This window comes from Roseateles sp. (assembly GCF_052436255.1).
In the GTDB taxonomy this organism is placed as follows: domain Bacteria; phylum Pseudomonadota; class Gammaproteobacteria; order Burkholderiales; family Burkholderiaceae_C; genus Pelomonas.
This window is the reverse complement of the sequence record NZ_JBQVNP010000037.1, coordinates 1-18,761: the sequence shown is the minus strand read 5'-3', so window position 1 is coordinate 18,761 and position 18,761 is coordinate 1. Positions and strand designations below refer to the sequence as shown.

General features: G+C 66.5%; 23 protein-coding genes. 9 read left to right on the top strand and 14 right to left on the bottom strand.

The window, feature by feature from the left end; all coding sequences use genetic code 11:
* Positions 1 to 64: 64 nt before the first annotated feature.
* Positions 65 to 706 carry a hypothetical protein gene (locus tag ACT6S0_RS11030; RefSeq protein WP_444763936.1) on the top strand — a complete coding sequence of 214 codons (642 nt, stop codon included), beginning with the start codon at positions 65 to 67 and terminating at the stop codon, positions 704 to 706.
* On the opposite strand, the gene ACT6S0_RS11025 is transcribed toward ACT6S0_RS11030, so the two are convergent.
* From ACT6S0_RS11025 to ACT6S0_RS11015, 3 genes are read right to left on the bottom strand one after another with little or no spacing between them, the layout of a single operon-like run.
* Complete coding sequence (locus ACT6S0_RS11025) at positions 703 to 1,089, bottom strand: group II truncated hemoglobin (protein WP_444763935.1); 387 nt, start codon at positions 1,087 to 1,089, stop codon at positions 703 to 705. The genes ACT6S0_RS11030 and ACT6S0_RS11025 overlap by 4 nt on opposite strands.
* Positions 1,082 to 1,894, bottom strand: a complete 813-nt coding sequence (locus ACT6S0_RS11020; protein WP_444763934.1) for a MinD/ParA family protein — start codon at positions 1,892 to 1,894, stop codon at positions 1,082 to 1,084. The genes ACT6S0_RS11025 and ACT6S0_RS11020 overlap by 8 nt, the downstream gene beginning before the upstream one ends.
* Positions 1,891 to 2,601 (bottom strand): GGDEF domain-containing protein, encoded by a 711-nt coding sequence (locus ACT6S0_RS11015; RefSeq protein WP_444763933.1) that lies wholly within the window; start codon positions 2,599 to 2,601, stop codon positions 1,891 to 1,893. The genes ACT6S0_RS11020 and ACT6S0_RS11015 overlap by 4 nt, the downstream gene beginning before the upstream one ends.
* 237 nt (positions 2,602 to 2,838) lie before the next feature.
* Here ACT6S0_RS11015 and ACT6S0_RS11010 point away from each other — a divergent pair, with 237 nt between their 5' ends.
* From ACT6S0_RS11010 to ACT6S0_RS11000, 3 genes are read left to right on the top strand one after another with little or no spacing between them, the layout of a single operon-like run.
* On the top strand, positions 2,839 to 3,690 hold the full coding sequence (locus tag ACT6S0_RS11010; protein ID WP_444763955.1) for a CheR family methyltransferase: 852 nt from the start codon (positions 2,839 to 2,841) through the stop codon (positions 3,688 to 3,690).
* A 2-nt stretch (positions 3,691 to 3,692) separates the two neighbouring features.
* The gene (gene cheD, locus ACT6S0_RS11005) at positions 3,693 to 4,358 is read left to right on the top strand and encodes a chemoreceptor glutamine deamidase CheD (RefSeq protein ID WP_444763932.1); all 666 of its coding nucleotides are present in this window, start codon (positions 3,693 to 3,695) and stop codon (positions 4,356 to 4,358) included.
* Positions 4,359 to 4,369: 11 nt separating this feature from the next.
* A complete protein-coding gene (locus ACT6S0_RS11000) occupies positions 4,370 to 5,458 on the top strand; it encodes a protein-glutamate methylesterase/protein-glutamine glutaminase (RefSeq protein ID WP_444763931.1) in 1,089 nt (362 codons plus the stop codon).
* Positions 5,459 to 5,465: 7 nt separating this feature from the next.
* Here ACT6S0_RS11000 and ACT6S0_RS10995 read toward each other — a convergent pair whose 3' ends face one another.
* Positions 5,466 to 5,747, bottom strand: a complete 282-nt coding sequence (locus tag ACT6S0_RS10995; RefSeq protein ID WP_444763930.1) for a hypothetical protein — start codon at positions 5,745 to 5,747, stop codon at positions 5,466 to 5,468.
* 91 nt (positions 5,748 to 5,838) lie between these two features.
* Here ACT6S0_RS10995 and ACT6S0_RS10990 point away from each other — a divergent pair, with 91 nt between their 5' ends.
* Entirely contained in the window at positions 5,839 to 6,768 is a 930-nt protein-coding gene (locus tag ACT6S0_RS10990) for a LysR substrate-binding domain-containing protein (protein WP_444763929.1), read from the top strand.
* Here the strand turns inward: ACT6S0_RS10990 and hemW are convergent.
* From hemW to ACT6S0_RS10965, 5 genes are all read right to left on the bottom strand, one after another.
* Positions 6,740 to 7,924, bottom strand: a complete 1,185-nt coding sequence (hemW, locus tag ACT6S0_RS10985) for a radical SAM family heme chaperone HemW (protein ID WP_444763928.1) — start codon at positions 7,922 to 7,924, stop codon at positions 6,740 to 6,742. The two genes, ACT6S0_RS10990 and hemW, sit on opposite strands and share 29 nt — an antisense overlap.
* A 4-nt stretch (positions 7,925 to 7,928) precedes the next feature.
* Positions 7,929 to 8,534, bottom strand: coding sequence for an RdgB/HAM1 family non-canonical purine NTP pyrophosphatase (rdgB, locus tag ACT6S0_RS10980; RefSeq protein ID WP_444763927.1), 606 nt, complete (start codon positions 8,532 to 8,534; stop codon positions 7,929 to 7,931).
* On the bottom strand, positions 8,531 to 9,262 hold the full coding sequence (gene rph, locus ACT6S0_RS10975; protein ID WP_444763926.1) for a ribonuclease PH: 732 nt from the start codon (positions 9,260 to 9,262) through the stop codon (positions 8,531 to 8,533). Before rph ends, rdgB begins: the two co-directional genes overlap by 4 nt.
* Before the next feature lie 13 nt (positions 9,263 to 9,275).
* The gene (locus ACT6S0_RS10970; protein WP_444763925.1) at positions 9,276 to 10,187 is read right to left on the bottom strand and encodes a PP2C family protein-serine/threonine phosphatase; all 912 of its coding nucleotides are present in this window, start codon (positions 10,185 to 10,187) and stop codon (positions 9,276 to 9,278) included.
* A gap of 79 nt (positions 10,188 to 10,266) precedes the next feature.
* The gene (locus ACT6S0_RS10965; protein ID WP_056264626.1) at positions 10,267 to 11,235 is read right to left on the bottom strand and encodes a serine/threonine protein kinase; all 969 of its coding nucleotides are present in this window, start codon (positions 11,233 to 11,235) and stop codon (positions 10,267 to 10,269) included.
* 45 nt (positions 11,236 to 11,280) lie between these two features.
* On the opposite strand from ACT6S0_RS10965, the gene ACT6S0_RS10960 reads away from it, so the two are divergent.
* Complete coding sequence (locus ACT6S0_RS10960) at positions 11,281 to 12,195, top strand: YicC/YloC family endoribonuclease (RefSeq protein WP_444763924.1); 915 nt, start codon at positions 11,281 to 11,283, stop codon at positions 12,193 to 12,195.
* A 472-nt stretch (positions 12,196 to 12,667) separates the two neighbouring features.
* Here the strand turns inward: ACT6S0_RS10960 and ACT6S0_RS10955 are convergent, their stop codons facing one another.
* Complete coding sequence (locus tag ACT6S0_RS10955) at positions 12,668 to 13,159, bottom strand: DUF2231 domain-containing protein (protein WP_444763923.1); 492 nt, start codon at positions 13,157 to 13,159, stop codon at positions 12,668 to 12,670.
* Between the two features lie 87 nt (positions 13,160 to 13,246).
* Positions 13,247 to 13,714, bottom strand: a complete 468-nt coding sequence (locus tag ACT6S0_RS10950) for a DUF4142 domain-containing protein (RefSeq protein WP_444763922.1) — start codon at positions 13,712 to 13,714, stop codon at positions 13,247 to 13,249.
* Positions 13,715 to 14,438: 724 nt separating this feature from the next.
* On the opposite strand from ACT6S0_RS10950, the gene ACT6S0_RS10945 reads away from it, so the two are divergent.
* From ACT6S0_RS10945 to ACT6S0_RS10935, 3 genes are read left to right on the top strand one after another with little or no spacing between them, the layout of a single operon-like run.
* Positions 14,439 to 15,782 carry a ferritin-like domain-containing protein gene (locus ACT6S0_RS10945; protein ID WP_444763921.1) on the top strand — a complete coding sequence of 448 codons (1,344 nt, stop codon included), beginning with the start codon at positions 14,439 to 14,441 and terminating at the stop codon, positions 15,780 to 15,782.
* Entirely contained in the window at positions 15,779 to 16,906 is a 1,128-nt protein-coding gene (locus tag ACT6S0_RS10940) for a zinc-binding metallopeptidase family protein (protein WP_444763920.1), read from the top strand. Before ACT6S0_RS10945 ends, ACT6S0_RS10940 begins: the two co-directional genes overlap by 4 nt.
* 4 nt (positions 16,907 to 16,910) lie before the next feature.
* Complete coding sequence (locus ACT6S0_RS10935) at positions 16,911 to 17,786, top strand: transglutaminase-like domain-containing protein (protein ID WP_444763919.1); 876 nt, start codon at positions 16,911 to 16,913, stop codon at positions 17,784 to 17,786.
* Between the two features lie 107 nt (positions 17,787 to 17,893).
* Here the strand turns inward: ACT6S0_RS10935 and ACT6S0_RS10930 are convergent, their stop codons facing one another.
* The 3 genes from ACT6S0_RS10930 to ACT6S0_RS10920 form a co-directional block, all read right to left on the bottom strand.
* Positions 17,894 to 18,142, bottom strand: coding sequence for a hypothetical protein (locus ACT6S0_RS10930; protein WP_444763918.1), 249 nt, complete (start codon positions 18,140 to 18,142; stop codon positions 17,894 to 17,896).
* Between the two features lie 37 nt (positions 18,143 to 18,179).
* Entirely contained in the window at positions 18,180 to 18,518 is a 339-nt protein-coding gene (locus tag ACT6S0_RS10925) for a hypothetical protein (RefSeq protein WP_444763917.1), read from the bottom strand.
* Between the two features lie 101 nt (positions 18,519 to 18,619).
* A partial coding sequence (locus tag ACT6S0_RS10920) for an integrase core domain-containing protein (protein ID WP_444763954.1) occupies positions 18,620 to 18,761 on the bottom strand: 142 nt, incomplete at its 5' end.

Below are 18,761 nucleotides of genomic sequence, written 5' to 3'. Positions count from 1 at the left end.
CCGGAGTAGCCTGTTCCCAGCGCTGCCGCGCAAGTGCGATCCGGTTTCACCACGAGGAGAGCCCATGGACTTGTCCCACCCCTTCCCCAATCGCGCCCCCACGCCCGCCCGCTACACGGGCATTGGCCTGGTGATCGCGCTGCATCTGGCTGGCGTCTACGCGCTGAGCGTCGGGATGATGAAGCCGCCGGCCAAGGAACGTGAGTTGGCAACGGTGAAGCCGCTTCCGCCGGAGGTACGCGAACTGCCACCGCCCGAGCCGCTACAGGCGACCCAGCCCGCATTGACCGCACCCCAACCCATCGCCGTGCCGCTGCCGATCTTCGACGTGCTGCCGACACAGGAACCGCTGGTGAGCGCAAGGCCCGTGGACACGACGCCCATGGCCACGACAGGTCCGACGCGTCCCGACACCACGCCAGTCCAGGCTGTTGACAAGCCGCGCATCAACACCCCCGGCGCGGTCTGCACGGTGATGCCGCGGCCCGAGGTGCCCGCCGTCAACTGGAGTGGCGAAGCAGTGCTGCAGGTGCTTGCGACCGTGCGCGGCGGACGCGTCGTGGGCAGCGAGGTTCGCATGGCGCAGGGCGCGCCTGACGGCAAGACGCGGCGTTCGCTGCAGCGCGCAGTGGAATCGGCGCTGGCGGGCTACCAGTGCCAGGGTGACGCGGTGTTCCAGCAGGATTTCGCGTTCCGTCTTGACTAGACGTTGCGCATCCAGTCGGCCGTGCCGGCGAATGACTCGGCCAGGCGCTCCCGCAAGGCCGGGTCAACACCGCATTCCTGCATGGCCTGCGCCATGCAGGCCAGCCACTCGTCACGCTCGGCAATGCCGATGCGAAACGGCATGTGCCGGGCCTTAAGCCGCGGATGACCGAAGCGGCTGATGTAGTGGTCGGGGCCACCCAGCCAGCCGCAGAGAAACCAGAACAGCTTGTCGCGTGCGCTGTCGAGTCCATCGCCATGCGCTGCGCGCAGCCGCGCATAGGCCGGTTCAAGGTCCATCAGGTCGTAGAAGCGGTCGACGAGTTCGCGCACGCGCGCCTCGCCACCGATCCACTCGAACGCAGTCGCAGACGCTTCAGCCAAGGAGCTTGGAGGCCAGTGCCTTGATCGCCTGGGCCGCGTCGCAGCCCGGGTAATGCTCCAGCATCAACTGGCGCTTGAGCACGGCTTGCCGCACGGCCTGGTCGGACTTCACCTCACCATAGAGTTCGAGCCGGAAGGCCTGGCCCGGCATCGGCCCGACGAAGCGCTGAAGCACCTGCTGCAGCTGGCCGCAGATCAGCTTGCCCTCGCCCACGCGGTTGGCCTGATTGACGAGCAGCCCCACATGGCGGCGGTCCTGCTGGGTAGCCAGCACCTTGATCGTCGCGTAGGCGTCGGTCAGCGAGGTGGGCTCAGGCGTGGCGACGACGAGCACGTCGGTCGCCAGCGAGATGGCGAACAGCACAACGTCGGAGATACCCGCACCGGTGTCGAGCAGCACCCAGTCGAAGCGCGGCTTGACGAGGTCGACGATGTGCAGCAGCTTGTCGCGCACCTCGGGCGTCAGCCGCGAGTACTCGACCATGCCGGAGCCGGCCAACAGCACCGAGAAGCCGCCGGGGGCGGGCAGGATGGCCTGCTCCAGCGTGGCCTTTTCGGTGAAAACGTCGTGCAGCGTCAGCTTGGGGTGCAGGTTGAGCACCACGTCCAGATTGGCCAGGCCGAGGTCGGCGTCGAGCACCAGCACCTTCTGGCCGCGTGCGGCCAGGGCTGCGGCGAGGTTGGCTGTGACGAAGGTCTTGCCGACGCCGCCCTTGCCGCTGGTGACGGCCAGGGTGCGGGCGCCGGCGCGCGCCGCACGTGCGGGCGGCGCGGCGCTTGCAGCAGGATCGGAGGTCGTGCTCATGCAGTGTCCTGTTGCGTATCGAGTTTCAGGGTGGCGAACAACATGCCCTTTTCTTCGGCGCTGACCAGGGATTCGATCTGGGGTTCGAGGCAGGCGCGGTTCCGGCCTTCGGCCTTGGCGCGGTAGAGCTGACGGTCCGCCCGCTCCGTCCACAGCAATGGCGAGGAACGGACCCACTGCGGTGCAAAGGCGCCGCCCAGGCTGACGGTGACATTGAGCATCTGGCTTGGGGCCACCTCGATGCGCAATTCGGACACGCGCTCGCGCACGCGCTCGGCGACCGCCAGGCCGGTGTGCGAGGCGCAGTTGGGCAGGATGATGGCGAACTCTTCACCACCGACACGGGCGACGAGGTCCATCGGCCGCACCGTCTGCTCGACGGTGCGAGCAACGGCGCGAATGACCTGGTCGCCGGCACCGTGACCGTAGGTGTCGTTGACCGCCTTGAAATGATCGATGTCCAGCATCAGCAACAGGGCCGCCTCGCCGGAGCGGGCGACGCGGTCGACCTCGCGGGCCAGGGCCATCTCGAAGCTGAGGCGATTGACCAGGCCTGTCAGCGCGTCCTTGCTGGACAGGTCACACAGTGCATCCAGCACAGCCTGCAGCCACGCCGCACTCTTGGGCGCCTCATCCGGAAGCAGTGCGCCGGCCTGCTGCAGCAATTGCAAAGCCTGGTCCAGGACGAGCGTTTCGGCGTCGATCAAGGTGGGGGCGGGCAGGCGGTGTTCCAAAGGTGGCAGCGGTCGCGACGGATGGAGGGATTGTGGTTTCAGGGCAGTCTAGCAGCGGCCTGCGCGCGCCCCGGTCGTGAAACAGGCACGTTCCTGCAGGCTGTTTGCACTATGCTGGGCCGCACCCTGGACCGGACAAAGGGCCTGCGGGGCAGAATCGGCGCGCCGACGCCAGACATGCTGCGAGCACCCACAAAACCGATTCTCGACATGCCCGCACCCGACCTCGCCCAAGGAACTGAATCGCTCGATCACGAATTCAGCTTCAGCAAGGCCGACTTCGACCGTGTGCGCGAGCTGATCTACAAGCACGCCGGCATCAGCCTGCATGACGGCAAGCATGCGATGGTCTACAGCCGCCTGTCGCGCCGCCTGCGCGAGACAGGCCACAAGAGCTTCGGCAGCTATCTGCAGTGGCTGGAAGCATCGAGCGGGCCTTCCGGTGCGGCGGAATGGCAGGAGTTCGTCAACTGCCTGACGACCAATCTGACCTCCTTCTTCCGCGAGGAGCATCATTTCCACGCGCTCAAGGACGACCTCAAGCCCTTTGTCGGCAAGCAGGTGCGCATCTGGTGCTGCGCCGCGTCGACCGGCGAGGAGCCCTATTCCATCCTGATGACGTGCAGCGAGGCGCTCGGCCCCAGCGCATCGGTGCAACTGGTGTCCAGCGACATCGACACCAATGTGCTGGCCACCGCCAAGCGCGGCGTCTACAACGCCGACGCACGCGGCCTGGACGCCACGCGGCTGAAGAACTTCTTCATGCGCGGCACGGGTGCCAATTCCGGGAAGATCCGCGTCAAGCCCGAACTGCAGCGTTGGGTGGAGTTCCGCGCACTCAACCTCATGGACCAGCAGTGGCAGCTCGGCGACCCGTTCCATATGGTTTTCTGCCGCAACGTGATGATCTATTTCGATACGCCTACGCAGCGCAAGGTTCTGGAGCGAATCCACCGGGTCATGCGCCCGGGCGGCCTGCTGTTCGTCGGCCATTCTGAAAACTTCACCGAAGCGCGCGACTTGTTCAAGCTGCGCGGCAAGACGATCTACGAAAGGGTCTGAACATGAGCACCCCTTTCGCTTCGCCCCCCGCCGTCGGTTTTGGCAATCCGGCCGCGGTCGCACGGGTCAACCAGCTCAAGGCCCAGTCTCGCAAGCAGGGTGAGGCCTCGTTCTTCTTCTATGACGCCCACTTCAAGAACGCGGCCGTCAAGATCCTGCCAGGTGAATACTTCGTCGACCAGGAAGACCTGCTCGTCATGACGACGCTGGGTTCGTGCATCGCCGCCTGCCTGTGGGACCGCGTGGCCAGGGTCGGCGGCATGAACCACTTCATGTTGCCGGAAGGCAATGGCGACTCGGGGCGCTACGGCTCTTTCGCGATGGAACTGCTCATCAATGAGATGATGAAGCGCGGTGCCAGCAAGTCGCGCATGGAGGCCAAGATCTTCGGCGGCGGCGCTGTGATATCGGGCATGAACACGCTCAACGTCGGCGAGCGCAACACCAACTTCGTCATCGACTATCTGAAGCTGGAACGCATCCCCATCGTCTCCAAGGACGTGATGGACGTGTACCCGCGCAAGGTGTGCTTCCTGCCCGCCAGCGGCAAGGCGATGGTCAAGCGCCTCGCACCGACGAATACCGACGCCCTTGTCCAGCAGGACAAGGCAGCAATCCAGAAGGTGCAGCCCGTCGCGAGCAGCGGCGGCTCCATCGATTTGTTCTGAGGAAGGCGACGATGGCCAAGACCAAGGTCGTGGTGGTGGACGACTCCGCGCTGGTTCGCTCCATCCTCACCGAGATCATCAACCGCCAGAACGACATGGAGTGCATCGGCGCAGCGGCCGACCCCTTGGTCGCGCGCGAGATGATCCGCAACCTCAATCCCGACGTCATCACGCTGGACGTCGAGATGCCGCGCATGGATGGGCTGGACTTCCTGTCGCGCCTGATGCGGCTGCGGCCGATGCCGGTGGTGATGGTGTCCACGCTGACCGAGCGCGGCGCCGAGGTCACGCTCAAGGCGCTGGAACTCGGCGCCATCGACTTCGTCGCCAAGCCCAAGATCGGCGTGGCCGACGGCATTCGCCAGCTGGCCCAGGACATCACCGACAAGATCCGCATCGCCGCCAAGGCCCACATTCGCCGTGCGCCCGCCGCGCCGGCGCCGGGTGCACCGGCCGCCGCACCGGTCAAAGCCGTCACGATGGCCAGCCTGGGCAGGGCGTCGACGGAGAAGCTGATCTTCATCGGCGCATCCACCGGTGGCACCGAAGCGACCAAGGACGTGCTCGTCAACCTGCCGGCCGACAGCCCGGCCGTCGTCATTACCCAGCACATGCCGCCTGGCTTCACGAGGAGCTATGCGGCGCGGCTGGACGGCCTGTGCAAGATCCGCGTCAAGGAAGCGCAGGACGGTGAGCGCATCCTGCCCGGCCACGGGTATATAGCGCCGGGCGGCATGCACCTGAGTGTCGAACGCAGCGGTGCGAACTACATCGCCCGCGTGCAGGACGGTGAGCCCATCAACCGCCACAAACCGTCAGTCGAGGCGCTGTTCCTCTCGGCAGCCAAGGTTGTAGGGCCGAACGCCATCGGCATCATGCTGACCGGCATGGGCGCGGATGGCGCCAGGGCCATGAAGGTCATGAAGGACGCCGGCGCCTATAACTACTGCCAAGATGAGGCGAGCTGCGTCGTCTTCGGCATGCCGCGGGAGGCCATCGCGGCTGGGGCGGCAGACGAAGTGCTGCCGCTGAACCAGATCGCCACCAAGGTGCTGGAGCGGCTGCGCGCCACGTCCGGCATCTCGCTGAACCGGGTCTGACGGCGGCTCAGCGCTTGCCGATCCGTGCCGGTGCGCCTGCCCGGGCCAGCAACACGCCCTCTTCCGGCAGGACGGGCTTGAAACCGTCCAGCGATTTGGCCGTCGCCGGCACCCAGACCGTCTGCACCGGCGCCCGGGCCGCCTTGGCGATGATGACGACGCGTGCCGTGCGGTCGGCAGCAGCTTCCTTCAGTGCGGCATTGGCATCCGTGAACGCCCGCGCCTGGCTGGTCAGGATGAAGACGGTGGCAAACGACGCAAAAGCAATCCAGCGAGGCGAGGTGTTCATGGTGGCTCCTTCAGTGCTGGTTATGCTATTGATCCAATAAGGTGCCCAGAAGCGCTAATTTCTGCACTAGCTGGTTCGATTGGCTTACCAAATGGCATCCCTCGACCGCTTTCCCATGCACTACCTGGCCGCCTTTCGCGCTGCCGCCCAGACCGAGAACCTGCGCGCCGCGGCGGAAACCCTGCACCTGACGCACAGTGCGGTCAGCCAGCAGATCCGCAGCCTGGAGGCGCAGCTGGGTTTCGAGCTGTTCACGCGCCAAGGCCGGCGGTTGACGCTGAACCCGGCTGGCCAGGCCTTCCAGCGCGGCGTGACGCAGGTGTTCGCCGCGCTGCAGGCCGGCCTGCTGGCCGCGGCGCAGGCGCATGGCAGCGCGGCGCAGACCTTGCGCGTAACGGCCCTGCCCTCGTTCGCGCAACGCTGGCTGCTGCCCCGCCTGCCGCGTTGGCAGGCCCTGCAGCCCTGCATCACGCTGGACCTGCATGCCTCACAACAGGTGGTGGACCTGGAGCGCGAGGGCTTTCACATCGGCCTGCGCATCGGCCGTGGCGACTGGCCGGGGCTGACCTGTGAACCGCTATTCCACTCGCCGCACATCGTCGTCGCTGCGCCAGCGCTGGCCCAGCGACTGATGGGCATGCCGCCCGACCAATTGACGCAGCAGCCGCTGATGGGCGACGCGGACCTGTGGCGGCAGTGGTTTTCCCAGGTCGGCCACAGCGGCGCCGTACCGACGCCGGTGGCGACCTTCAACGATGCCGCCATGCTGGGCCAGGCGGCCGAGCAAGGCATGGGCGTGGCGCTGACGCGCGAGTTGTTTGCCGCTGACGCGCTGCTGGATGGGCGCCTGGTGCGCCTGTCGGCCCATGCCATCGACGACGACGCCACGCGCGACTACCAGCTCGTCTATCCGGAGGCCCTGCGTGACGACCCCGCTGTGCGCGCCTTCTGCGACTGGCTGCACGGCGAGGTCGCAGCCCTCCAGCAAAGACTCAGAGAAACAGCTGCTGCAGATCGCTGAGGAAATCGAAACCGCGCTCGGTCGGTTGGACGCGTGCCGGGTCTTGCGTGAGCAGGCCGCGGCCGCGTGCCGTCTCCAGGCCCTTGGCGATGGCCGACAGGGGCAGGCCGGTGCGCTCCAGGAACTGCATTGTCGTAACGCCATCCTTGAGGCGCAGGGCATTCAACATGAACTCGAAGGGCAGGTCCTTGCGCGCGACCTCGTGCTCGTTGCTGACCTTGTTCTCCTGCGCCATGAAGGCGGCCGGCTCACGCCAGCGCACCTGGCGCAGCAGGCGGTTGGGGAAGCTCAGCTTGCTGTGGGCGCCGGCGCCGATGCCGAGGTAGTCGCCAAACTGCCAGTAGTTCAGGTTGTGCGTGCAGCGGTGGCCGTCCCGCGCATAGGCCGAGACCTCATAACGCGCCAAGTCACTGACGCCTGTGCGCGCGGTGATGAGGTCCAGCATGTCGCTGGCCAGGTCCGAGTCGGGCAGGCCTGCGGGCGTGCGCGTCGCGAACACCGTATTCGGTTCGATGGTCAGGTGGTAGATGGACAGGTGGGGCGGCTTGAAGCTCAGCGCCACGTCCAGCTCGCTGGCCAAGTCGTCCAGCGTCTGGCCCGGCAGCGCATACATCAGGTCGAGGTTGAAGGTGTCGAAGGCGCTGGCCGCCTCCGCCAGCGCCTCGCGTGCCTGCGCGGAGCTGTGCACCCGGCCAAGGGCCTTGAGCTGCGCATCGTCGAAGCTCTGCACACCCACCGACAGCCGCGTGACGCCGGCTTGGCGGAAGCCCTTGAAGCGCTCGCGCTCAAAGGTGCCGGGGTTGGCCTCCAGCGTTATCTCGCAGCCCGCCTCCAGCGGCAGCCGAGCGCGGATGTCCGAGATCAGTTGCGCGATCTGCCCGGGATGGAACAGGCTGGGCGTGCCGCCGCCGATGAAGATGCTGATCACATGCCGGCCCCAGATCAGCGGCAGGGCGGCTTCGAGATCGGCGCGCAGCGCAGCGAGATAGGCCTCGGCCGTGTCGACCCCCAGCGCGCCGTCCTTGACCTCATGCGAATTGAAATCGCAGTAGGGGCATTTGCGCAGGCACCAGGGCAGATGCACATAGAGCGAAAGCGGTGGCAGCGCGGGCAGCTGCAACGTGCCCGGGCGCATCAGGTGGATGATTTCAGCCATGACTTCAGCCGAGACGCCAGACCTCGCGGAACTGCTGGATCAGCTGGGCGGCGGCAAGCGCGCGATGGCTGTGCCGGTTCTTGACCTCGGCGCTCAGGCTGGCGACGGTTTGGCCCAGCGTCGCGATGTGCATCACGGGGTCATAACCAAAGCCGCCCTCGCCGCTTGGCGCTGTGAGGATCTCGCCAGTCCAGCGGCCCATGGCAATCAACGGTTCCGGATCGTCGGCGCTGCGCACGGCCACCAACGCGCAGACGAAGCGCGCACGGCGGTCAGCACTGCCGCCCATCTCGCGCAACAGGCGCTCGTTGTTCGCAGCGTCGCTCCTTTCGCCACCAGCATCCAGGGCATAGCGCGCCGAGCGCACGCCGGGCGCGCCGCCCAGCGCATCGACGCTGAGGCCCGAGTCGTCCGCCAATGCGGGCAGCCCGCTCAGCCTGGCGGCGTGACGGGCCTTGGTCAACGCGTTCTCCACGAAGGTGTCGAACGGCTCCTCCGCCTCTGGCAACCCCAGGCTGTCCTGGTTCACCAGTTCGATGCCAAGCGGCGCGAACAGTGCCTGAAGCTCTGCGAGCTTCTTGGCGTTGTTTGAGGCGAGAACCAGTTTCACGACTTCAAGGCGATCTGTTGCGCCGTCAACAACGCACGGATGCCCTCGTCGGCGAGGTCGAGCAGCGCATTCATCTCGGCGCGAGTGAACACGACACCCTCGGCCGTGCCCTGCACTTCGACGAAGCCGCCAGACGCCGTCATGACGACATTCATGTCGGTGTCGCACGCGACGTCTTCGATGTATTCGAGGTCAAGCAGCGGCACGCCATCGACCATGCCAACCGAGATGGCTGCGACAGCCTCCTTGATCGGCGAGCGGGACAGCTTGCTGTCGGCAAGCAACTGGTTGACGGCATCCTGGGCAGCGACAAAGGCGCCTGTGATGGCCGCCGTGCGCGTGCCGCCATCGGCCTGCAGCACATCGCAGTCCAGCGTGATGGTGCGCTCGCCCAGCGCGCTCAAGTCGAACACCGCGCGCAGCGAACGACCAATCAGGCGCTGGATCTCCTGAGTGCGGCCGCTTTGCTTGCCGCGAGCCGCCTCGCGGTCTCCACGGGTATGGGTGGCGCGCGGCAGCATGCCGTACTCGGCCGTCACCCAACCCTCGCCGGAGCCGCGCTTGTGCGGAGGCACGCGCTCCTCGACCGAGGCCGTGCACAGCACGCGGGTGCCGCCGAACTCAATCAGGACCGAGCCCTCGGCATACGCGGTGAAACCGCGGGTGATGCGCACCGGACGCAACTGGTTGGTGGCGCGGCCTGCGCTGCGCGTGAATATCTTGGTCATGTCAGATGGAGAGTTAGCGGCGATTGGCGCCGCGCCCGCGGATGACTTCGTTGATCTCGCGTACCGAGCGTTCGATCTCCTCGTCGTCCATGCCGGCCATGCCGGCAACGAGGTCGGCGTCCAGCGCGCCCTGGATGGTGGACGCGAAGCCCGAATTACCGAGGTTCTGCGTCGTATCACCGCTGGGGTCGCCCTCGCCTTCCCATTCGACCGCTAGCACCGTGACGTTGTCACTGCGCGCGCCGCCGCGGCGCAGGGCCTGCTCGACAAGCTCGGGCGCGGCCTCGGTGATGGGCTGGTCGGCAAGGTGCTCGACGATCTGGGCGTCTTCCACGCTACCCCACAGCCCGTCGGAGCACAGCAGCAGCCGGTCCGACGGCTCCATCACCAGCGGCCCCTGACAGTCCACCATGGGCTTGCCGGGGCTGCCCAGGCAGGTGAAAAGCACATTGCGGTTGAAATGCTCGCCGTTGCGGGCGACGCGGCCGAGAGCTTCCTGCAATTCTGAATACGAGTGGTCGCGGGTGCGGGCGATCAGTTTGCTGCCACGCACGAGGTAAAGGCGCGAGTCACCACAATGCGCCCACCAAGCCTGATTGCCTTGCAGGATGCAGACGACCACCGTCGTGCGCGGCGTGTCGTTCAGGCCCTTGCTCCTTGCATAGCGCAACAGCTGCTCGTGGGCGATGACGATGCTTTCGTGCAGGAAACGCTGCGGGTCGTCGATGACGGGGCGGGCGTCTTGCTGGAACAGCGCCGCCAATGTCTGCAACGCGATCTGCGCGGCGACTTCGCCTTCCGGATGGCCGCCCATGCCGTCGGCCAGCGCAAACAGACCCGCCTCACGGGTGAAGCAGTAGCCCATGCGGTCTTCATTGGTCTCGCGGCCACCGCGACGACTGACCTGGAAAACGCTGAATCTCACGCCAAGACTCCCGATGGGAAGCCCCTGGGGCAGCCTTGCGCCCTGTTGGGGGCCGGCGAGTGAATATGGGCGTCGGGGCTCAAGCTTTGGCTCCGGACTTCAGATTCTCCAGTTGCAGCTTGAGGCGTTCGCTGAAGCTGAGCTTGGTGTAACGCCGCTCGGTCTCGCGGGCGAGTTCCTTCTGCAGCGCGAACACGCTCTGCGGCCGCGACAGCGGGTCCAGCGACATGCACCACTCGGTCACTTCAAGCAGGTTGTCCGAATAGACATTGCGCAGCCGCGACAGACTCAAGGACAGGCGGTCTTTTTCCAGCCGCTGCGGCGCGTCATTCGGCGGATAGCCCTGCATGCAGGCATAGATGCAGGCGCCGATCGCGTAGATGTCGGTCCAGGGGCCGAGAGAGCCGTCGCGGCGGTACATCTCAGGCGCCGCAAAGCCCGGCGTGTACATCGGCCGGATGAAGTTGCCTTCCTTGCTCAACACCTCGCGCGCAGCGCCGAAGTCGAGCAGCACGGCCTTGTTGTCGTTCGTGATGAAAATATTGGCCGGCTTGATGTCCAGGTGCAGCATCTTGTGCTGGTGGACGATGCGCAGGCCGCGCAGGATCTCGTCGAAGAGGCTCCGGATGGTCGACTCACGGAAGACCTTGTCACGCTTCATGTCGCGCGCGGTCACGATAAAGTCCTGCAAGGTGTCGCCCTGCAGGTAGTTCATGACCATGTAGACGGTCTCGTTTTCGCGCAGGAAGTTCAGCACCGAGACCACGCTGGGATGCGAGATCTGCGCGAGCGAGCGGCCTTCTTCGAAGAAGCTCTTCAGGCCCAGCCGGTAAAGCGGCTGCTTCTCGGGCTTGACGCGGGGTGTCAGCTCGCCCGGCGAACGTTCGGCCAGGGACGAAGGCAGATATTCCTTCAGCGCGACCAGGTGGTGATCGGGGTCCTCAGCGAGGTAGACCACGCCGAACCCGCCCGCTGCCAGTCGCTTGATGATCTGGTAGCCCCCAACCACCGTGCCTGCGGGCAAGGGCGCCGGCTTCGGCTTGGACATAATCGCGCTTGAATCTCTTGTTAACGTCTGTTTTGCGAGTGCGAAATGCCAGTCTACAGCATGACCGGGTATGCCAATTCCCAGGCACAACCCCCTAAAGTCGAGGACGGCAGCGCCCCGATCCAGGCGTCCATCAGCGTCGAATTGCGCTCCGTCAACGGCAGGTTTCTGGACCTTTCGATGCGCATGCCCGAGGAAATGCGCGGGCTCGAACCCCAACTGCGCGAGTTGATCGCCGCGCGCTTCAAGCGCGGCAAGATCGAGTTGCGCATCAACACCCAGCGCGATGCCGAAGGCGCCTGGCCGCAACCTCAGCCCGACCAGCTCAACCGCTTGGCCAACCTCGATGCCAAGGTGCGGACCTGGCTGCCCGAGGCCGCGCCGCTGTCCGTCCATGAGGCGCTGAACTGGTGCAAGAGTGGCACGGCGCTACCGGCCCAGCTCGACGCGACGACGCTCGAGGCCGCGCAGGCCTGCGTGCGTGGCCTGGCCGAGGCGCGCGAGCGCGAAGGCGAGAAGCTGGTGGCCATCCTCAATGAACGCATCCAGCGTCTGCGCGAGCTGGCGGATGAGGCCGAACCCCTGCTGCCTGCCGTCGTCGCGCGCCAGCAGCAGCGCTTTCTGGAACGCTGGCAGGAGGCGCTCGCCACCACGGGCGCCGGGGCCACCGTATCCCAGTCTGCGCTGCAAGAGCGGGCATTGAACGAAGCCGCCGCCTTTGCGATCCGCATCGACGTGGCGGAGGAACTCGGCCGGCTGCGCGCGCATTTGGAGGAACTCACCCGCTTGCTGAAAAAGGGCGGCGAACTCGGCAAACGCCTGGATTTCCTGATTCAGGAGTTACATCGCGAAGCCAATACGCTGGGTTCCAAATCCGCGGCGCTGGAGTTGACGAATATCTCCGTCGAGATGAAGGTCGCTATTGAGCAGATGCGCGAACAGGTGCAGAACATCGAATAGTTTTGCGTGGCTGCGTTCATTCGCGGGATCGAGTAGGGCGAAGGGTTACCCCTCCGCCCTCTCACACTACCGGACGAGCAGGTCCGCATCCGGCGGTTCGAGTAAACCGCTGGAGGCGCTGTGAATGTTCACCGGCGAGACCGGCCATGTTGGCAAGGTGCCTCGGCGGCATTGCGGCCACCATCTGTTTTGCCCCCGGCACTCCCGTCACGCGCGGCGCGCGTACCGGCCGAGCGCTCGCAGAGGCGATTCCCGAGGCGCCGGGCGCTACCGCTGTCTCCAGGCAATCGCGGGCCGCGCGTTTGAGAGGCGTCTCGCCCTTGCTGATAGGACCTTCCCCGGCTTGGCGCGAGTTGGCAATGCGATGGCCGGCTGGGCCTTTGGATTGCCCATGTCCACGTGGCAGTCAGAGCCCTCACCCCGGTTCCGCGCAGGCGGCATGGCGCACCAGCCATGCCGCCTTGCACCGGGTCTAGGGTTCCGCCCGTGCGTCGCGATGGTGTAGCGAACTCGGTGCGTCCAGGTGGGCGCCCTCGGACACGCCGACGCCCAGCCGGTCAACCAGCTCGCCGCCCAGCCAGGCCGTCACCAGCGACAGGGCGGCACCGCCGAAGGACAGGCCCAGGGCCAGCACCGAAGGCGACGCCGGCTCGTCGTGGCGCAGCCAGGCGCTGGCGGCAAACAAGGCCAGCACGACGAGATTGCCGCCCGCATGCAGGGCACCCACCGACTTGGCCCGGGTGCCCGCCGGAATGGCCAGCCAGTCGACAGTGCCGAAGGGCGCCGCCATCAGGCCGCCGACGATGCCGGCCAGGATCAGGTATTGGGCCACGACCGCCATCAGGCTGCGGCCGGCGCCGAGGGCGATGAGGTCGAAAGCCACCGAAGCGCCCAGAAGCCCCAGCGGAAACACGACAAGCATCTGGTGGACCGGGTGGCCCAACAAGCGTGCTCTGCTTTCCATGCAACATCCTTTCTTGGCCATGCACGGCCGTTGGGTGATGCAAGCGCGGCAGCGCCGCGCCTGCGCCGGATCGGGCCGTCAGGGCCGTCAAGGCTGGCCGGGAGCGCCGCCGCCGGCCGCCGAGCCATTGACTCCGGCAAGCCCCTGGGCATGCGTCAGGTGCTGGCGCAGCGCCGGTAGCGTTTTCGCAGCAAACGCCTTCAGCTCCATGTCCTGCCCGCCGCTCGCCTGCTTCTCGAACAACGCGATGTCCTTCTTGTGCGCACCCAGCATGGCCTGCGCATAGAGCCGGTCAAACTGGGCGCCGGACGCGCGCTGCAGCTTCTCGGCCATGCGGCGGTGCTCGACGTCCAGCTGCGTGGGCAGCTCGAGCCCCTTGCCGGCCGCAATGCGCTTGAGTTCCTGGTTGGCCTGGCCATGGTCCTTGACCATCTGTGCGCCGAACCGCTTGACCTCATCGCTGACCCCCTGACGCTGCGCCAACTCGCCCAGTTGGACTTCCGCCAACCCGCCGATGGCCGCCTTCATTGCGAATTCCCGGTCTACCGCCGACATGGCTCGGGCCGCTACTGCGGAGGGTGCCCCACCCGCCGAGGGTGGCTGCGCCTGCACGCTCAGGGAGGCGCTCGCCAGCCCGGTGGCAAGCGCTGCGGCAGCAACAAATTGGCGATGAGGTCGATTCATGAATGGCTCCAAAAAGTGAGAAGGCCGCCTACGGCAAACCGCGCTCCCTGCGGGCCGAGCCGGGTACTCATGGGCACCTCAATCGTTTGGATGGGTAGAAGTTGCCGAAACCGCGATCTCTTCCGGCACACCGGGCCGCTGTGACCCAACTGGCCAAGTCCGTCCCTTGCTTCGGGCCAGGGACGCAACGCGGCCCTTGAAGAATCAAACGCAACGGAATAACGACGCCCGGATGTTTCAGGCTGCACTGAACCGGGAGGCTGCCCACCTGCGCGCGGTCAACGGCCTGGTGGCCCGACTGACCACCGGGCGCCGCAGCGTTCCCGCGGTGCCCGCTGGCGCCGGCGCAACAGGCATGCCGTATGCCAACTCAGCCTTGCCTCCGATTACTCCCAGACCGCAGCAACACTATGTCCTTCCTGGATCACGAACCTGGCCGGGCCGACACATTGGCCGCTGGCAGCAGGACCAAGCCGGGCCGCCACCCGGTGCAATGCCCCTCCGACTGGCGCGCCGCCAAGCCAGTACCGCAGCGACCATACCGGCAGCAACAGCAAGCAACGCTGCCGGACGGGCTGATGGCTGACTACCCGCGGTGCGACCTCTAGAGCGGGCCGGCAGCATGGCGGGCCGCCACGAGACCACGCGCGAGGAGTTGCTCCACCTGCTGGCCGAGGCCAGCGAGCTGGAGCACAACCTGCTCTGCAGCTACCTCTTTGCCTTGTTCAGCCTCAAGCGGCGCCACGACGAAGACCTTCGTGCCGATGAGTACGCCGCCCTGCAGCGTTGGCGCAAGCAGCTGCTAAGCGTGTGTGTCGAGGAGATGCTGCACCTGACGCAGGTCGCCAACCTGACCGCGGCGCTCGGAGCAGCGCCGCACTTCAACCGGCCCAACCTGCCGGTCGCGCCCGGCTACCACCCGGCCGAGATCGTCGTCGGCCTGACGCCGCTCAGCGCCGAGACGCTAAAACACTTCATATTCCTGGAGCGCCCGGAGTCCGTCGCACTGGAGGACCCCGAGATCTTCTCGACTCACCAGGCCGCAGCAGCGCAGCGTGACAAGCGTCCCACCCGGCTGATCCCCAGCGCACCCGACTACACCACTATCGGCGAGTTCTATGGCGTGCTGCGCCGCGCGCTGCAATCCTTCGTCGACCAGCAGGGCGACACCGCCTTCCGTGCCGATGCCTACCAGCTCGACGGGCGCCTGATCGACGCACCGTCGGTCACCATCGTGCGTTCGCTGGACGACGCCGTGCAGGCCATCGACCGGATCGTCGAGCAGGGTGAAGGCGCCAGCCAGCAGTCGGACGACTCTCACTACGCCCGCTTCAGCGCCATGTTGAAGGAACTGACCACCCTGCAGGCCGCCCGGCCGGGCTTCCAGCCGGCGCGCAACGTCGGCATGAACCCCGTCATGCGCCCGCCCCAGGCGGCCGAGCGCACCCATGTGACCTCCGAGCCCGCGCTTGCCTGCCTCGATGCCTTCAATGCCGTCTACTGGCTGATGCTCAGGACGCTGGCGGCCCTCTATGCCAACGGCCAGGCGATCGCCAAGCCAATGGTGAACCAGTTGCTGGCTTGCATGCACCTGCTCAGTGAGCTGGCCGACCCACTGACCGAATGCGTCGCCGACGCCGCCACGCCCGGCGTGATGGCGGGCCCGAGCTTCACCGTGCCGCGGCACACCGAAGCCATCGGTGACCCGCGCTCGGCCCTGCAGCAGTTGCGCGAGCGCTGCGCGCAGATCGAAACCGCGGTCGCGCTACTGCCGATAAGCGAAGGCCTGCGGGCGGGCCTGGCGCGCAAGCTCGCCGCCATGCGCCAGAGCCTGGAGTGCAGCGGGGCGCAAGCCGCTGCCGGCCTACACCATGGGCATGGTGAGCGGCCTAGCATGGCAGCCGCCCCCATCCACGGCGGCGCACCGGGATCCCGATGAAAACCTTCAGCTGCGAACGTTGCCAGGCGCGTGTCTTCTTCGAGAACGTCCGCTGTGAAGCCTGCAACGCACAACTGGGCTTCATTCCTTCCGAGCTGACCATCGGCTCCTTCGAGGCGCACGAGGCCGCAGTCCTGAGGCGCCTGGCGCCCGCTACGCAGTCGCAGCGAGGGCGGTTGCGCCGCTGCGCCAACCATGTTGCCCCGGTCATCTGCAACTGGATGGTCGACGCGGACGGCGCCGAGCCGCTGTGTCAGTCGTGCCGCACGACGCGCCAGCGCCCGGCATTGAACAAGACCGAGAACCGCGGCTACTGGCGCCGCATCGAGGGCGCCAAGCGGCAGCTGGCCTACAGCCTGACATCCTGGCGGCTGCCGTTTCCCAGCAAGGCCGAAGATCCCAAGCATGGCGTGGCGTTCGACTTGCTGGAGCAGACCGACCCCGCCAAGCGCGTGCTGACCGGCCATGACGCCGGCGTCATCACGCTCAACATCTCCGAAGCCGACGATGCGCGCCGCGAGCAGATGCGCGCCCAGATGCGCGAGCCCTATCGCACGCTGCTCGGCCACCTGCGCCATGAGATCGGCCACTACTACTGGGACCGGCTGATCCGCAGCACCCCTTGGATCGACGACTATCGCCGCCTGTTTGGCGATGAGCGGGCCGACTACGCGCAGGCGCTCAAGCGCCACTACGCGACGCCGCTGGCGAGCTGGCAGGCGCGCTTTGTCAGCGTCTACGCAAGCTGCCACCCCTGGGAAGACTGGGCCGAGTGCTGGGCCCACTACATGCATCTGCAGGACGGCCTCGAGACCGCCGCATCCTGGGGCCTGCAGCTCAATGCCGCGGTGCCCAGAGGCACCCCGGTCCGTGCCAAGGTGATCGCCGCGGACGCGACCGACGTGCAGACACGCATCGTGCGCAGCTGGCTGCCGATCTCGCAATTCATCAACGCCATGTCGCGCAGCCTAGGCGCGCGCGACAGCTACCCGTTCGTCGTGCCGCCACCGGTTCTCGACAAGTTGGCCTTCATTCATCAGGTCATCGACGCAGGCGTGCGGTCCGCGGTGCCCATGAACTTTGCATCCGCAGCCGTGCCCGGCAAGATCGCTCAAGGAGCCTGACCCAATGATTCGCATCGAACTGCAACTGCAACTCAAATACGAAGTGAGCGCCCCCGGTGCCGATTTCATCTTCAACATCCACCCGGCCTACACCAGCTGCCAGACGGTGTCTGCCGAGCGCCTGCACATCAACCAGGACATTCGCTCAGAGGTGCAGACCGACGCGACCACCGGCAACCGGCACCTGCGGCTGCAGGCCCAGCCCGGCGACCTCGAAATCCGCTACGAGGCCACGGTCGATCTCGTCCACCACCGCATGCAACCGGCGGACCTGCAGGAGGTTCCCATCCTCTCGCTGCCGCTCGACGTGCTGCGCTATATCTACCCGAGCCGCTACTGCCAGAGCGACCGCCTGGCCAGGCTCGCCCTGGCCGAGTTCGGCGCGGTCACGCCTGGCCATCAGCGCGTGCTGGCCATCATCGAGTGGATCCAGCAGCGCGTCTCGTTCACCTCCAACACCTCCACCTCCAGCACGTCGGCGGTCGACACGCTGATAGAACGCACCGGTGTCTGCCGCGACTTCACGCATCTGCTGGTGGCCCTGTGCCGGGCGCTGAACATCCCGGCACGTTTCACGACCGGCACCGACTACGGCGCCGACCCTGTGCTGGGCCCGCCCGACTTCCACGCCTATGCCGAGGTCTACCTCGGTGACCGCTGGTACATCTTCGACCCCTCTGGCACGGCCATCCCGATGGGCTTCGTCCGCTTCGGCACCGGGCGCGATGCCGCGGACGTGGCCTTCGCGACCATCTTCGGCCCCGTCACGCCCTGGGCACCCTGGATACAGACCATCGCGCAGGAGGACGCCGCTGCCGGCCTGGTACTGCCGCACCACTGCGACTTGGCGCTGTCGACCGACGGCGGTGCAGGCGCGTAGCCGCCCTGCCCCGGCTGGCGCCAACGAGTTCGAGCAACCGACAGTCATGCCCAACCGGATCATCGTCACCGACGGCAAGATCCGCCAGCGGTGACGACCGATCAAGATCAGTACACGAGCGCGAAGGTGACGTAGCCCTCACCTGTCTCGGCCAGGTGCTTGAGGCCCGATGTGCTGGCACTGATCGAGATGAACTTCAGGTGCCGCTGCGTGTCCTTGGCGTGCTTTGCAAGCAGCAAGGCGGCGGCCATCCTGTCACTGGCATGCGGCGCCAGATCGTTGTAGGCAAGTTCGAGATTTGCGCCAGCCGTCATGAGCGAATTCAGGAACGGCGGTTGGAGGGTGTTGCTGTGCACTTGAGCTCTCCGTGGTTCAAGGCAGCATAGTCCTCGGTCAGCGCGATTGAGCCTCGGGTTGACTGCGGTTGGCGCGCCAGCACTGGATCAGCTGTCGAGCCAGCACCGGCAGCCCGCCACGCCCTACCCGCTTGGCAAAGCCGAAGCGCTCGCCGGCGTAGATGCGGTCATAGGCCATGCGGGAGACATGCGCCGGCCAGCCCTGGGCGGCCATCAGCGCCGAGAAGCGCTCCAGCGAAGGCAGGTCGACCTGTACCGGCCGCTCCTCGCTGGCGAATGTTTCTGAAATGACCACCCGAACCGAGCCCTGCAGGCAGGTCATGCGGCGCGGGCCGAAGCTCGGCAGTGGCAAGGGGCGGCGGTAGCGGGCTGTCATGGCGGCGAAGATAAAACGAGCGGCGCAGCCGGACGCGCTGAAAAACACCGCTTCAGCGGCCTGGCCTCAGCTGCAGCCGACGAGCCCGGCAAAAATGTGGGTTAGGTGTAGTTTCTCAGGACGTTGTTCACCTCAAACCCCAGCCGTGAGGCGGGAGGTTTGTGGCCGGTGGCGGAGTGAGGGCGATGGAAGTTGTAGTGCTGCATCCAGGGCGCAAGCTCAGCGGCGCGGACGTCGGAGCTG